At 40.7% G+C, this 15530-nt stretch carries 14 protein-coding genes; 1 reads left to right on the plus strand and 13 read right to left on the minus strand.

Going from position 1 to position 15530, the window contains the following annotated elements; all coding sequences use genetic code 11:
* Positions 1 to 100: 100 nt before the first annotated feature.
* The 9 genes from CWC18_RS05155 to CWC18_RS05195 all read right to left on the minus strand — a co-directional run bounded on the left by CWC18_RS05155 (position 101) and on the right by CWC18_RS05195 (position 9381).
* Positions 101 to 700: a DUF4402 domain-containing protein gene (locus CWC18_RS05155; RefSeq protein WP_138590406.1), complete on the minus strand. Its 600-nt coding sequence runs from the start codon at positions 698 to 700 to the stop codon at positions 101 to 103.
* A 161-nt stretch (positions 701 to 861) separates the two neighbouring features.
* Entirely contained in the window at positions 862 to 1446 is a 585-nt protein-coding gene (locus CWC18_RS05160) for a hypothetical protein (RefSeq protein WP_138674859.1), read from the minus strand.
* A gap of 57 nt (positions 1447 to 1503) precedes the next feature.
* Positions 1504 to 2382: a UTP--glucose-1-phosphate uridylyltransferase GalU gene (gene galU, locus CWC18_RS05165; RefSeq protein ID WP_138590402.1), complete on the minus strand. Its 879-nt coding sequence runs from the start codon at positions 2380 to 2382 to the stop codon at positions 1504 to 1506.
* Between the two features lie 8 nt (positions 2383 to 2390).
* Positions 2391 to 3224 carry a thymidylate synthase gene (locus CWC18_RS05170; RefSeq protein ID WP_138590400.1) on the minus strand — a complete coding sequence of 278 codons (834 nt, stop codon included), beginning with the start codon at positions 3222 to 3224 and terminating at the stop codon, positions 2391 to 2393.
* Between the two features lie 12 nt (positions 3225 to 3236).
* Positions 3237 to 4043, minus strand: a complete 807-nt coding sequence (lgt, locus tag CWC18_RS05175; RefSeq protein ID WP_138590398.1) for a prolipoprotein diacylglyceryl transferase — start codon at positions 4041 to 4043, stop codon at positions 3237 to 3239.
* Between the two features lie 9 nt (positions 4044 to 4052).
* A complete protein-coding gene (locus tag CWC18_RS05180) occupies positions 4053 to 4862 on the minus strand; it encodes a sulfite exporter TauE/SafE family protein (RefSeq protein WP_138590396.1) in 810 nt (269 codons plus the stop codon).
* Between the two features lie 69 nt (positions 4863 to 4931).
* Entirely contained in the window at positions 4932 to 7202 is a 2271-nt protein-coding gene (gene ptsP / locus CWC18_RS05185; RefSeq protein WP_138590394.1) for a phosphoenolpyruvate--protein phosphotransferase, read from the minus strand.
* A 13-nt stretch (positions 7203 to 7215) separates the two neighbouring features.
* Entirely contained in the window at positions 7216 to 7740 is a 525-nt protein-coding gene (gene rppH / locus CWC18_RS05190; RefSeq protein ID WP_119860503.1) for an RNA pyrophosphohydrolase, read from the minus strand.
* A gap of 534 nt (positions 7741 to 8274) precedes the next feature.
* On the minus strand, positions 8275 to 9381 hold the full coding sequence (locus CWC18_RS05195) for a serine hydrolase domain-containing protein (protein WP_249930081.1): 1107 nt from the start codon (positions 9379 to 9381) through the stop codon (positions 8275 to 8277).
* A gap of 227 nt (positions 9382 to 9608) precedes the next feature.
* Between CWC18_RS05195 and mutH the strand changes: the two genes are divergently transcribed.
* On the plus strand, positions 9609 to 10283 hold the full coding sequence (gene mutH, locus CWC18_RS05200; protein ID WP_138590390.1) for a DNA mismatch repair endonuclease MutH: 675 nt from the start codon (positions 9609 to 9611) through the stop codon (positions 10281 to 10283).
* Here the strand turns inward: mutH and CWC18_RS05205 are convergent, their stop codons facing one another.
* From CWC18_RS05205 to mazG, 4 genes are all read right to left on the minus strand, one after another.
* Complete coding sequence (locus CWC18_RS05205; RefSeq protein WP_138590389.1) at positions 10284 to 11255, minus strand: prolyl hydroxylase family protein; 972 nt, start codon at positions 11253 to 11255, stop codon at positions 10284 to 10286.
* 269 nt (positions 11256 to 11524) lie between these two features.
* Entirely contained in the window at positions 11525 to 12817 is a 1293-nt protein-coding gene (eno, locus tag CWC18_RS05210; RefSeq protein WP_138590387.1) for a phosphopyruvate hydratase, read from the minus strand.
* Between the two features lie 157 nt (positions 12818 to 12974).
* Positions 12975 to 14609 carry a CTP synthase gene (locus CWC18_RS05215; RefSeq protein ID WP_138590385.1) on the minus strand — a complete coding sequence of 545 codons (1635 nt, stop codon included), beginning with the start codon at positions 14607 to 14609 and terminating at the stop codon, positions 12975 to 12977.
* 116 nt (positions 14610 to 14725) lie between these two features.
* Positions 14726 to 15529 (minus strand): nucleoside triphosphate pyrophosphohydrolase, encoded by an 804-nt coding sequence (gene mazG / locus CWC18_RS05220; RefSeq protein ID WP_138590383.1) that lies wholly within the window; start codon positions 15527 to 15529, stop codon positions 14726 to 14728.
* Position 15530 lies beyond the last annotated feature (1 nt).

Below are 15530 nucleotides of genomic sequence, written 5' to 3' on the forward strand. Positions count from 1 at the left end.
CTATTTGATCAACAAGGCCAATACAAAGTAACATCAGCAATAAAAACCATGATGTACACTTCATCAAGATATACCATTTAACCCGTAAAAAGCGCCAACCTTAGTAGGCGACTTCTACAGAAAATGTGCCCTCGTAAACACCATCAATGTAATCACTTGATGGTGTAGTGCCATCAGTTGATAATGTGGCACCCAATGTAAACGTAGCCTTACCATCACCATCTACCTGTATTTTATTCGCGACGACTAAAGACCCCGCATCAGCCCCTTCTACAACGAAGTATTCATAAGTGCCCAATTTAAACGCAGCAGCGCCAGGAGGTGCTGAATCTTTTGCTGTAATGTCCGTTTCTGTTGGGTTTGTAATGGTTAACTCAGTAAATGCAGCAACGCCTTCAATAGTAAACTTAGCAGGTGCGCCTTCTTCTAAAATAGCGATCACGGCTTCTGCAGTATTTGCCACAACGGCTGAAGCGTTCGGGTTTGCTGGCATCACTAATGTTGCCTGAGTTGTCCCAGTGGTATCAGCACTAGCTCTGATCTTACCAAAGCTTAATTGATCGACAACATTTAACTCAAATGTATTTTTAACTTCTACTGAGGCTGTAAATGATGCAGTTTTACTGATAGCTGAGAAAGAAGAAAGTGATAGCAGGGCAGGCACCGCAACTACTGCTATTTTTTTGATTGATAAATTCATAATATATCCTTATCTCCATTATATATTTAAATTGGCTATATTAATTAGCCTTCCATTTATCGTCTGTTTGTAGCATAATTTTAGATTAATTTAATTATTTTCGGAACATTCACCCTAAAATACTAATTTAGTATTAAAAAAACAACCTAAAAACATATAATTCAGAGCGCTAAGCCTGTTGTGAACACTTCACAGTGTTGCGAAAATCGTTTTAATAATAAACACAAGTCTCGACCTTCTTGTACTGAACTCACCTGCTCTGCAACTAATATGTACCGCTCACCCTGATTTAATTGCACTTTTTTTATATGAACATTAATGGCTTCAGCTAACTCAGGGAATATTTTCTTAAACTGCTTTAATGCTGTATCGGCACGTAAAGCGTTAAAGTACGTTCCTAGCTTTACACTGACTTCTGTTGTTTTAACCGAGGTGTGATTTTCAGCCCTATGTTCAATCTGCTTAATATCATCTCTTAGAGATTCAGGTAATTCCGTAACATTCACCTGTTTAGAAACTACCTCCAATAATATTTTCAAATCCCCCTCTAACGCAGCTAAGCGTTCTAAGCTCTCTGTCTTACTATTCCATTGTTGTAAAAAAGGCTCAATCTCGCTTCGGGTAATAAATTCACTGGGATCAGTAGCCTGTTGGGGAGGCGGGTGTGCAGGGCTACTGCAACCAATTACGGTAACGAGAACAATGCATAGGCTTAAACATGCTCGCAACTTTTTCAAATTCAACATATCCTTTGCACTCTTTATTGTTTAAAGGGCAGCTATACACCACCCTTAAACCCACTTCTATAGTATCGTTTTAATATGCGCCTTTAAATCATCCGCAAACTCAGTGCGACGTAATGCATATTCAATATTGGCTTGTAAGTAACCTAATTTACTACCGCAATCATGGCTTCGCCCTTTAATAGCGTAAGCCTGAACAGCATCGTCATTCATCAACATTGCAATGGCGTCTGTTAATTGAATTTCATCACCAGCGCCGAGTGGAGTTTTAGCCAGCAATGGCCAGATTTTTTCACTCAAAACATAACGACCTACAACAGCAAGGTTAGACGGCGCTTGATCAACGTCTGGTTTTTCAACCAATACATTGAGGTCGCAACTTGCTCCAGCATCAAGGATAACGTCACCAATATCAGCAATACCAAATTTGTTAACCTCTTCGTGCGCCACAGGTTCAACCATTATCTGGCTTTTCCCTGTTTCTTGATAACGCACTAGCATTTCCGCAAGGTTATCGGTGGCTAAATCACTGGCGGCATCATCAATTAATACGTCTGGAAGCATAACCACAAAAGGGGCATCGCCTATAATTGGAGCTGCGCAATTAATGGCGTGGCCAAGGCCTTTGGCTTCACCTTGTCTTACCTGAATAATTGTCACATCTTTTGGACAAATCGACTGTATTTCTGCAAGTAACTGTCTTTTTACTCGCTTTTCAAGCGTGGCCTCGAGCTCAAAGCTAGTATCAAAATGGTTTTCGATAGAATTTTTACTTGAGTGCGTGACCAATACAATTTCTTTAATACCAGCGGCCACTGCCTCACTGACCACATACTGAATAAGCGGTCGGTCAACAATAGGTAGCATTTCTTTTGGAATTGCTTTAGTTGCAGGTAACATGCGGGTTCCTAGTCCCGCAACAGGTATAACGGCTTTCATTTGATCTCCTAAATAGCCACTGGCGCTTTAATATGAGGGTGAGCCTGATAGTTAACTAACTCAAAGTCATCATATTTAAAGCCAAAAATGTCCTTTATTTCTGGGTTTATTTTCATCGTCGGTTTTGCAAAAGGCACTCGAGATAATTGCTCATCAACTTGTTCCATATGATTAGAGTACAAATGCGCATCACCAAATGTATGAATAAAATCTCCAGGTTCTAACTCACAGACTTGTGCAATCATCATTGTAAGTAACGCATAACTCGCAATATTAAACGGCACACCTAAAAAAATATCCGCACTGCGTTGATACAATTGACAAGAGAGCTTGCCATTCAGAACGTAAAACTGAAAGAGAGTATGACATGGCGGCAATGCTTGCTTGCCTTGCTGCGCATTTTCTTTCGGGGTGTATTGCGTATCTGGTAACAACGCCGGGTTCCAGGCACTTACAATTAAGCGGCGAGAATCAGGGTTCGTTTTTATTTGTTCAATCAATTCTTGAATTTGGTCCACAACTTCACCGTTTGGACCAGTCCATGAACGCCACTGTTTGCCATACACTGGCCCCAGCTCTCCCTCCTCGGTAGCCCAGCCATCCCAAATGCTTACGCCATTGTCTTTCAAATACGCAATATTAGTTTCACCTTTCAAAAACCACAATAATTCGTGGATAATTGAACGTAAGTGGCATTTTTTCGTTGTTACAAGTGGAAAACCTTCCTGTAAATCAAAACGCATTTGATAACCAAATACACTCACGGTACCGGTACCCGTTCTATCTTCTTTTTTCGTGCCTTGCTCTTTGACATGGCGCATAAGTTCTAAATATTGTTTCATCTTTTATCTAACTTAACTTGAGACCTGAGAGTGAGTTGTTGATTTGTTTTTATATGCCCATACCATTAATCCAGCACCTGCGATAACCATAGGTAATGACAGTATTTGTCCCTGAGAAATCACACCCGCATACAAACCAATATGTGCATCCGGTTCACGGAAATATTCAATACAGAACCGAAACGTCCCATAACCCAATAAAAATAGCCCTGCAATACTGCCCGCAGGTCTTGGCTTTTTAGCAAACCAGATCAGTATAATAAATAATACGAGCCCTTCAAAAAAGGCTTCATAAAGCTGAGAGGGGTGCCTAGGTAAAGGGCCACCGGTTGGGAAAACAAATGCCCACGACACGTCTGTTGTTCTTCCCCAAAGTTCACCATTTATAAAGTTACCAATGCGTCCTGCCAATAAGCCAACAGGAACTAGTGGTACAACAAAATCACCGACTGACAAAATAGACTTTTTCGTACGAATAGCAAAAATAATAATGGCAGCAATGACACCTAATGCACCGCCATGAAACGACATGCCACCTTGATCTATCCTGAACAAATATAAGGGGTTCTCTATAAAATGACCAAACTGATAAAACAGTACGTAGCCTACTCGACCACCTAATATGACACCTAACATGCCATAAAATAACATGTCACTCACCTGCTCTTTTGTCCAGCCAGAATTTGGCTTTTCGGCTTGACGATTGGCCAACCACATCGCAAATGTAAAACCTATTAGGTACATAACGCCATACCAGCGAACACTTAGTGGACCAATAGAGAATATAATTGGATCAATTTCAGGAAACTGCAGAGCCATAACTGTCCTTTAATGGATTATCATATTCGCAGCAATACCAAGTAATAATGCAGCAAATATTTTTTTAATAGTAGAAATAGGTAAAAACTGTGTGGCTTTTGCACCAAGTGGCGCCATAAACCATGATGTCAGTACAATACCAAACAGCGCTGGCAAATAGACAAAACCAGCAAATCCTTCAGTCCAAGTATTATGAATACTTCCAGAAGTCACATACCCCAATGAACCAAAGAGCGCAATAACAATACCGCATACAGAGGCACAACCAATTGCTTTTTTCATATCAACAGAAAAGTAAGTCAAGAAAGGGACCAATAATGCGCCTCCCCCAATACCTATCATTGCCGATAACCCTCCCATCATAGCGGTTAAACTGGCTAAAACAAGATGATTAGGCAAGGCTCGGATCTTTTGCTGTTTTTTCGTACTGCTGTATACCATTTTCAGGGCAATTAACACCAGGCTCACAGAGAAGACCCACCTCACTACAAGCTCAGGTAATAACCCAGCACAAAACCCACTTATTAATGCCCCAACTGCGACTCCCGCCATTACCCAAGGAGCAACCTCCCAGGGGACATTGTGATTTTTATGGTGTGCTAGTGCGGATGCTGTTGATGTGAATAAAATAGAAGCAAGTGAGGTTGCAATGGCAACTATCAACACCAAAGAGGCGTCTACCACTTGAAAGTGAAGTAAAATACCACTCAAAACGGGTACAATGATAAGTCCACCACCAATACCTAATAACCCAGCTAAAAAGCCAACGCCACAGCCTAAAAATGCACAGTAAGCGATGAGTAACATGGTATCGGACATCTTTTTATCTCTTGTTATTATTCGCGGCTATATTAGCGTATTCTTCTATATTAGACACCATCGACGTCATTATTTTGAATGATATAACAGCTCACTGAAGCCATGTTTGATCATGAAGCTACGTAATAACCTATGTACTTGCTTTACCGACGATTGCGCTAAACACTCAGTTAGCAGGGTTTCCATATCTTTCACTCTTAAACGCCTAAGTACCCATTTCACTTTATTTAATGACAAAATATTCATACTTAAGCGACGATACCCCATCGCCATCAGTAAAATAGCCCCCTCCGGTTCTCCCCCTAACTCACCACACAAGCTAAAGGGGAGTTCAACATCTTGGCACGTATTTGCTACCTGATTAAGTACGCGTAAAACACTCGGGTGGTAGGGATCAAATAATTCTGCGACTTGTGTGTTATTTCGATCTACCGCCAATAAATACTGTGTTAGATCGTTACTACCTACAGAACAAAAATCAACCTTTACAGCCCAATCCTTTAATAAAAAGACACTTGACGGTACCTCTAGCATTACCCCCACTTCAGGTTTATCAACTAATAAAAACGGGTCTGCCCATTCTTCTTGTAATTCAAAATACGCTTGCTCGATTAGCTGTAGTGCTTCATCGATCTCGTCGGTATGACTTACCATAGGCAGCATGATTCGTAAATTCCCTAATCCGACGTTTGCTTTGATCATGGCCTTAATTTGATCTAAAAATATTTCAGGGTGGTCCAGTGATACCCGAATACCACGCCAACCCAAAAATGGATTTTCTTCTTGAATATCGAAATACTCTAAAACTTTGTCACCGCCAATATCGAGCGTTCTCATTACAACGGGATCAGGATGGTAGCGACTAAGTACTTCTCTGTACCACTTTTCTTGCTCACTTTGTGTAGGAAATTGGCCTTTTTGCATAAACCATGACTCAGTTCTATACAAGCCCACGCCATCACAGTAATGTGCCGTCATTTGTTCTGTCGATAAGTCCAAACCCGCGTTAAGTAATAAGCTCATTTGCTCGCCATCGAGCGTAACAGGCGCTAATGCATGCTCAGCTTCAAACTTATCATGTAACGCACTATCTTGACGTCTAAGCTGTTCATATTCTTTGCGCAAACTTGCTGACGGTGAGATATATAAACGACCTGAATAGGCATCTAAAATCATATCTTTGCCATCAAGTTGTAACAAAGGGATATCTTCAATTCCCCAAATAGCAGGTACACCCATTGCACGAGTCAAAATAGAGGCGTGAGAATTTGCAGCTCCTTGTACACTCACAACACCTTTTAACCGCTCTTTTGGTATATCCGCTAGCATCGAAGGCGATAATGTTTGCGTAACAAGGATGGTATTTTCAGGGTAAACTTTAATTGCGTGCTCTGTCGCCATCAGATGGTGTAATACTCTTAGACCAATATCTTTTACATCTACAGCCCGTTCTTTAATATAGGGATCATGCATTTCGTTAAACTGTGATACCAAAGACTCGATCACATGTTTTAGTGCACTTTTTGCACACCACCCGTCGGATAGCTGCCGTTCAACTTGTAAGCCTAAGCTACGCGCATCTAACAACTGCTGATATACATCAAACACAGCCAAAGCCTCTTTTGGAATGTGTTCACTGAGTGTATTAGCCAATATATGGAACTCTTGCCTTGTCGCAGCCACAGCTTGCAGAAACAGCTCTCGCTGTAATGGTGTATCTGCGACCTTTTGGGAGTCGACACTTGAAAAGTCTAACTTAGGCAGCACCACAAATGCTTCACCGATTGCAATACCTGGTGTGCTAGATACCCCTTTTAATACGGAAGTTTGATGAGAGGAAGCTTCATGAGTAAGTAAAGATTGTATTTCAGCGTGTGCAAGCTGAGATGCTAATTGAGCTGATAACGTAATAAGAAAGGATTCTTCATCGTGACTAAACACCCTCGCAACGCGCTGCTGCACAACAATAACACCAAGTACTTTTCGCTGGTGAACCACAGGCACTGACAGAAATGCGTTAAACCCTTCTTCATTTACCTCAGGCGCATGTTTAAACCGCGGGTGGGACTGTGCATGAGCAATATTTATTGGTTCTTCTCGTTGTGCAACGAGCCCAACTAACCCTTCAGTAAAGCCGACGTTAAAATGCCCGATGGCCTCAGGGTTTAAGCCATCGCTGGCCATAAGTATAAAGTGATCTTGACTATAATCTGCGAAATATATTGAGCAGCATTCCGTGTTCATAGCCTCCTTAACCATAAACACAAAACGAGTGAGCGCTTCATTTAAAGTGGGCTGTTGTGCAACCGATTCTACAATACTTCGTAATGTCGCTAACACAGTGCCTCACTTACTATTTACGATTGCGCCACGGCTGTTCCCGATGACCTTGCTCTCTTTTGTGAAAAGGCATCGCAAAGGGTGCAAATTCTTTCATCACTCTACGATACACATCTCTTTTGAAAGACACAACTTGCCTTACAGGATACCAGTAACTGACCCATCTCCAGTCATCAAACTCGGGATGATGCGTGTGTAGTAAATCAACATCCTCATCTTTGCATCTAAGCTTTAACAAAAACCACTTTTGTTTCTGACCTATACAAACCGGGCTTGAGTCTCGTCGGATCAACCGTTTTGGTAGCTTATACCTTAACCAATGCTTTGAGCTGGCAACAATTTCAACATCTTCAGGTTTCAACCCGACTTCTTCATTGAGCTCTCTATACATTGTTTGTTCAGGGGTCTCACCTTCATCAACACCACCTTGGGGAAACTGCCAAGAGTGTTGTCCATATCTACGTGCCCAAAACACCTGTCCTTGATTGTTACAAATAACAATTCCGACATTGGCACGAAAGCCTTCGGCATCAATCACCTTAGTGCCTCTTTTATAAGTCGATTTTTAATGATTGTTCCACAACTTATGTCACACAGCAAATATTATTCACGGTTTCCCTCAAGTTATCCACAGCTTGATAGGTTAAATCAGTAAAAAAGTGTAATTTACAAACAAATCCACAATTCAAGTTGAAATAACCAAGCTTTTCCACAGTTTCTGTGGATAATTATGTTCATATAGTTGTATTTATCCAAAATCTCACACAGCAACTCATACAAGCAGGTTTACTTAACATCCTCATTTCATTTAGTATCAACAACTTAAGAGCAAACACTGTATAAACATACGGTTTTTATTTAAACAAAAAATCATGAGTACAAAAAACAACCACGTAATAAATGCGATAAGTTACATTTGAAATGATATTTTATGGCGAGTAAATAATTTTCGCCTACCGCTTTTATATAGCAAGCCCAATCCTCAAGGTAACTAAATATATGACTGTATTCCCTTGTAAAAGAGGCTGACTAAGTAGCATCTACTATTCAACTTGATCTGTATGTATGTGAATTATTCAAAGCCAGTGACCTCTTGATATTTACTAATAATTTCATCAGCAATATCGTTTAACTGCCCTTGCGTATTGCTAGATGCAATATTCGTCACAATAAATATACCTAGCCGTTGCTTAGGGTAAAGCGCTAACCAGCTAGAGGTTCCTATAGAGCCTCCACTATGATAAATCTTTGGCATAATTGAATCATATTTATAGGTATTCCAAAAAAAGGCATGGCCATGCCAGTTTTTACTGCCCTCAAGTAATGTTTGCGATAAAGTGACTTCTGTCGCTGATGAATTAAGCAAATACCGCATATAACGTGATATTGACCGTGTTGTTGATGTTAATCCCCCCTCAGCAAAAGAATATGGGCTAAGCAATGGTACCAGCTTTCCATCCCCATTCGTTCCTTGGTTGATCTCACTAATTTCGTCACGAGTTCGTCGAAGTTTTGTATGTTCTTCACCAGATCTACGAGTGATAAATTCATCAATGAGCGTCGCAAAAGGCTTGTTATACACTTTTTCTAAAATATAGCCGATGAGCGTCGTACCGACATTTGAATATTGATATTCACTCCCGGGCCGGGAGGTGAGTTGAAATTGGCTTAAGTCCTCAAATAATTGTGCTTTAGAGTAATTCGAAATAAGCTCAAAAGCGTTATCATTTTTGATATCTTCACGAGTAAATGAAAAGTCCTGAGGCAAACCACTTCTATGTGTTGCCAAATGACGCAAAGTAATCGGCTCATTTGAATATTGTAGATTTTGATAACGCGCCCCCCCCAAATACACTCTAATATCATCATCCAATTTGACTTTTTTGTCTGTAATAGCCTTAGCCAGAAGTAATCCAGTGTATGTTTTAGTAATAGATGCAATTTCGTATATAGTTTCATTACTCGGTTTAGTTGCATCCGGAAATTGACCAAAATGCTGTTGATAGCTATTCTCACCGCTAACAATCGCGATAGACACTACCTGCGCTTGTTCGTCACTTAGAAATTGAGTTAATTTTTTTTCTACAAACGACTTAAGATCCAGTTCGTTGTCGCTGTTACAAGACGCTAGAAAAATAACAGAGAATATCGTTACTATTTTGATTAAATTTAGGATCAAAGTGTTCCTCCATAAACTGAATATTAATTCAACCCTATATTTACATTGATGTAAATAATTTATTTTATAATGTGATAGTTACACTCGGCATAAAAGGTAAGCTACAAAATTATAAGTACGACTTGCTCACTAGGCCTGCTATTCAATGCCGCTAACCACTCATACTATTACAATATTTAGGTTATAATATTTGCATAATCATTTTTAATTAATCACTAGGTCGTATCGTGCGAAAGCCAAACCCACCAGCAACAATAAATGAGCTTATGCAACGTGTTAACGATATCGCTGGGATAACCTTAGGTGAACTCGCCGCCCAGTACCAATTTAAGACACCTGAACACTTACTTAGAGAAAAAGGCTGGCCAGGACAGTTATTAGAATATGTACTTGGCGCAAGTGCCGGATCCAAACCAGTTCCAGACTTTGAATTACTCGGTATTGAACTAAAATCTTTACCCATAGGCTATAATGGGAAACCATTAGAAACAACTTATGTATCAGTTGTACCACTCACTAATTTAACTGGAATTACTTGGATAAACAGTTCCGTAAAGAAAAAATTAAATCATGTCTTATGGCTCCCCGTATTAGCAGAAAAGGAACTACAACCGACTGAACGTACAATCGGGACTGGTTTTTTATGGCAGCCAACCAAAGATCAAGAAGCACTGTTAAAAAGAGACTGGGAGGAGCAAATAGAGCTAATCGCGTTGGGTGACATCGAGAAAATATCTGGCCATCTTGGGGAAGTGCTCCAAATTAGGCCAAAAGCAGCAAATAATAAAGCTACCACCAATGCAATAGGCCCAAACGGTAAAATAATAAAAACTCTACCTCGTGGTTTTTATTTAAAAACGCACTTTACACATAGCATTTTATCTCAAGAGTTTATGTCTTAATTAAACCGGCCAGATAGACCGCCTCAACCAATATGGCCTTTGTCTAAACCAAAGGGTACAGACCCATTTATCACCAGCACAAACAGGCAGGCCTGCATGAACTGAGTCAGGGTTAGGTTTACCATTTTCGAAATTAAAAAATTGAATTAACTGTCCCGTCTTGGCAGGAATGCTGATCCCCCAGTTTTTAAATTTAGTTTCTCCCCCCTCAAATTGGTCGGTCAAATTAATAATCGTTGTCGCAATTCGTTGCCCAAAGAACATAAGCTCTTGCTTGACACTTTCAGTGCTAGGAATAATAAAGTCACAATGCCACTTATATTGCTGCCCATCACGATAACGATAAAATATTGGAGGCTCTGCAAATGGTAACTGAGCCAAATTATGCATACACATTAATCTTTGCAAAATTGCAATAAGTATGTCCTCAGACAAAATATCTGCGATGAATTGGTCGTTATCCCTAACACGACTTAATCGCTCAGATGACTGTTCATGACTATAAACTTTAGCGGGTTCAAGCTTGCTTTGTGCATAATCTACTAGCTGCTTTGATAAATCATTATTCAATTTACTTACGTGAGTTGTGACTTTTCCGCTTAGTGTACATTCATAACTTTGCTGCGCTACTAAACTTTTCCACAAAGAAGCAACCTCATCACATTCATCACTTTTTAGCTTAGGACAAAAATCATTTAGGATATTGCAAAATACGTCCTTTTCCTTTGACGAGAGCTGTGCTGAAATCGGCCAAAGCTGTGATAATTTATGATAAATAGGTAAATCATGTCGATGAGCAATCACTAATACAACTGCAATTTCCTTAATGTTTATTGAGCATGACACCGCATGACATAACCATTGCCCAGTAAACTCAATACAATTCAAGGCTTCATTAATCAGTACTGATGGGGGCTGTGAAATATTATTATGCTTATCTTCTAGCAATTCAAAAATTCGTGATTTGTTCATAGTTTATATTTAATACGGTTACACATTTAGGAATGTCAGATTATGTAATGTTTCAAACATTGTAAATCCCTAAATGACTTTACACTTATTACTAAACTTGCACAGTGAATAGCGTTCTGGATATCACTATGTTTGGTAAGCTCGCTATTAATAAGAAAAAGGCGATAATAAACTGGGTATTACAGTAATTCAGTATAAAAAATGCCGCATTAGTTACTAAGCGGCATCATAATATTATTCAACAGGCTCTGTTGAATCAAATGGCAAAACTACTGACCTTTGATTTCGCTACGGCCTTTGTAAGTTGCTTTTTCACCTAACGCTTCTTCGATGCGAAGTAACTGGTTATATTTAGCAACACGGTCTGAGCGACACAGTGAACCTGTTTTAATTTGACCAGCCGCAGTACCGACAGCAAGATCAGCAATGGTGGCATCTTCTGTTTCACCTGAGCGATGAGAAATTACAGCCGTAAAGCCTGCGTCTTGCGCCATTTTAATCGCGTCAAGTGTTTCGGATAATGTACCAATTTGATTGAACTTAATTAAAATCGAGTTACCAATTTTCTCTTCAATACCGCGCGTTAGAATTTTAGTATTCGTTACGAATAAATCATCGCCTACCAATTGTACTTTGTCGCCAATCTTATCAGTTAAGATTTTCCAACCAGCCCAATCACTTTCGTCTAGACCATCTTCAATAGAGATAATTGGATAACGTGTAGCTAAATCAGCTAAGAAACCAGCAAAACCTTCTGAATCGAATACTTTACCTTCACCTTTTAGGTCATATTTGCCATCTACATAGAACTCTGAAGCCGCGCAATCTAATGCGAGTGTGACATCTTTATTCATTTCATAGCCAGCTGCATTCACAGCTTCAGTGATCACTTCTAGCGCTTCTTCATTTGATTTTAAGTTTGGCGCAAAACCACCTTCATCACCCACAGCCGTATTTAGACCACGCGCACTCAACACCTTTTTAAGGCTATGGAATATCTCAGCACCAATGCGTAATGCTTCACGGAAACTTGACGCGCCAACAGGCTGTACCATGAACTCTTGAATATCAACGTTATTATCCGCGTGTTCACCGCCATTGATGATATTCATCATTGGTACTGGCATTGAATACTGCCCAGATGTACCATTAATATCAGCAATGTGCTCGTATAATGCCACGCCTTTTTCTTGCGCTGCAGCTTTCGCCGTAGCCAAAGACACCGCTAAGATTGCATTTGCACCAAACTTTTCTTTGTTTTCTGTGCCATCTAAGTCAATCATGACTTGATCAACGTCACGTTGAGCTAACGCATCTTTGCCCTCTAATGCTTGTGCTAAATCAGCATTGATGAAATTAACCGCGGTTAATACACCTTTACCTAAATAGCGTGATTTATCACCATCTCGTAACTCAAGTGCTTCTCTGGTGCCAGTTGATGCGCCAGATGGCGCACACGCGCGCCCCCATGCACCTGTGTCTAGGTGAACATCAGCTTCAACTGTTGGGTTACCGCGTGAGTCCATAACTTCACGGCCAATCACTTTTACGATTTTTGACATCTTGATTCCTCTTTTCCCAAAATGGTGAGTTTATTGTTAAGTGCTTACTATCCTGTTATTACTAAATAAGCATTGCATTAAATACTGGTGTTGATCTACTGCGATACCTACTTTTTACCTAATAAAAAAGCCGTGCGATTGCACGGCTTTTTTAAAATTATGATTCAGCTTTTTGGAAGCTATGTGCAGCTGCAACAAAGCCTTCAAATAATGGGTGTCCATCTCGCGGCGTCGAAGTGAACTCCGGGTGGAACTGTGCGGCAACAAACCAAGGGTGATCTTTATTTTCAATGATCTCCACCAGCTTCTTGTCTTCTGACAAGCCCGTAAACTGCAAACCTGCCTGCTCAAGGCGTTCAACGTAGTGATTGTTCACTTCATAACGGTGACGGTGACGCTCAAAGATTTCTTTGCTACCATACGCTTCGAATACTTTAGAGTTATCTTTCACATGACACTTCTGAGAACCAAGACGCATAGTGCCGCCTAAATCAGACGCTTCATCACGTAGTTCTACATTACCCTCTGCATCTAACCATTCAGTAATTAAACCAACCACTGGATGAGGTGATTCAGCGTCAAACTCTGTCGAGTTTGCACCTTCAAGGCCAGCTACATTTCGTGCGTACTCAATCAACGCGACTTGCATACCCAAACAAATGCCCAAGTATGGCACTTTCTTTTCACGTGCATATTTTGCAGCAAGTATTTTACCTTCAACACCACGGCTACCAAAACCACCCGGTACCAAGATGGCATCAAGGTGCTCTAAAAGCTCAACCCCTTTGCTTTCTAAGTTCTGAGAGTCAACATACTCAATATTCACTGTAACACGGTTTTTCAATCCAGCATGCTTTAAAGCTTCGTTCACTGATTTATATGCGTCAGGCAATTCGATGTACTTACCAACCATACCAATCGTGACTTCGCCCGTCGGGTTTGACTCTTGATAGAGTACTTGTTCCCACTCAACAAGATCAGCCTCAGGCACATCTAGGTGGAAACGACGACACACTAGATTGTCTAAATCTTGAGATTTAAGCAAAGCAGGGATCTTATAAATACTATCAACGTCTTGCAAAGAAATAACCGCTTTCTCTTCAACGTTCGTGAACAATGCAATCTTAGCACGCTCATTGGCTGGTAACTTACAGTTTGAACGACAAACCAGAATATCAGGTTGAATACCGATTGAACGTAGCTCTTTTACTGAATGCTGAGTTGGCTTAGTTTTTACTTCGCCGGCAGCACCAAGGAATGGCACGAGTGTTAAGTGCATAAATAACACACTCTCACGGCCAAGTTCTGTGCCTAACTGACGAATCGCTTCTAAGAATGGTTGCGACTCAATATCACCAACCGTTCCACCAATCTCAACGATTGCGATATCATGACCTTCAGCACCTTCTAATACACGGCGTTTAATGTCATTAGTAATATGTGGGATCACTTGGATTGTTGCACCTAAGTAACCACCTTTACGCTCTTTACGTAATACATCTTCAAATACACGGCCTTGTGTGAAGTTGTTACGACTGGTCATTTTGGTGCGAATAAAGCGCTCATAGTGACCTAAATCTAAGTCAGTTTCAGCACCATCTTCAGTTACGAATACCTCACCATGTTGAATCGGGCTCATCGTGCCAGGGTCAACATTGATATATGGATCCAGCTTAAGGATAGTTACATTCAAGCCACGTGCTTCTAAAATAGCGGCTAATGATGCAGCTGCAATACCTTTACCCAAGGAGGAAACAACTCCGCCCGTTACGAAGATAAATTTTGTACTCATGCGAACCCTAGAATATCAGGAAAAATGGAATTTAAATAAGAATCAAGACGGGGCAATAGTTTAGCAAAGTTACCCACATCAATCCAGCTAAATTACCAACAGACCATTAAATAATTCTATCTCCCCTGCTTTTTATGTTGTGTCTTCACTTGCTCCCACGCAGCATCCATTTGTTTTAAATCGGCTTGCTGTAAACTCACACCTTGATTTCGTAACACTTCATCCACATCTGCAAATCGCATTACAAATTTATCACTGGCTTGACGCAGTGCTTGCTCTGGGTCGTGCTTTGTATGGCGGGCGACATTAACCGTCGCAAATAATAGATCTCCGATTTCCTCCGCACTATGCTCTGAATGAGGATCACATGCTAACGCCTCACTGACCTCTTCCACTTCTTCCACGACCTTATCAAGTGCGCCATGATAATCAGGCCAGTCAAAGCCAAGGGCCGATGCACGTTTCTGTACTTTTTGAGCGCGTGATAACGCAGGGAGCATGCGGGGTATGTCAGACCATAAAGGCGTATTCGACGTTGATTTTTCTGCGCGTTCACCCGCTTTAATCGCTTGCCATTGCTTCTCTAATGCCGCCTCAGGAAGCACAGCCTGCTCAGAAAAAACATGAGGGTGACGTCGCTGCAATTTGTCATTAAGCGTAGAAACCACATCATTAAAGTCGAACACCCCTTGTTCTTGGGCAAGCTCCGCATAAAATACCACTTGGAATAATAAATCACCAAGCTCATCTTTTAGGCCCACTAAATCTTTATTTTCAATCGCACTGGCTACTTCATAAGCTTCTTCAATAGTATGCGGGACGATTGAATCGAACGTCTGTGCTTTATCCCAACTGCATCCGGTTTCTGGGTCTCGTAGTGCAGTCATCGTTTTTAGCAATGCAGATAATTTATCGCTCATA

Origin of the sequence: Pseudoalteromonas aurantia, from assembly GCF_005886875.1 — a bacterium.
GTDB classification, from domain to species: Bacteria; Pseudomonadota; Gammaproteobacteria; order Enterobacterales; family Alteromonadaceae; genus Pseudoalteromonas; species Pseudoalteromonas aurantia_A.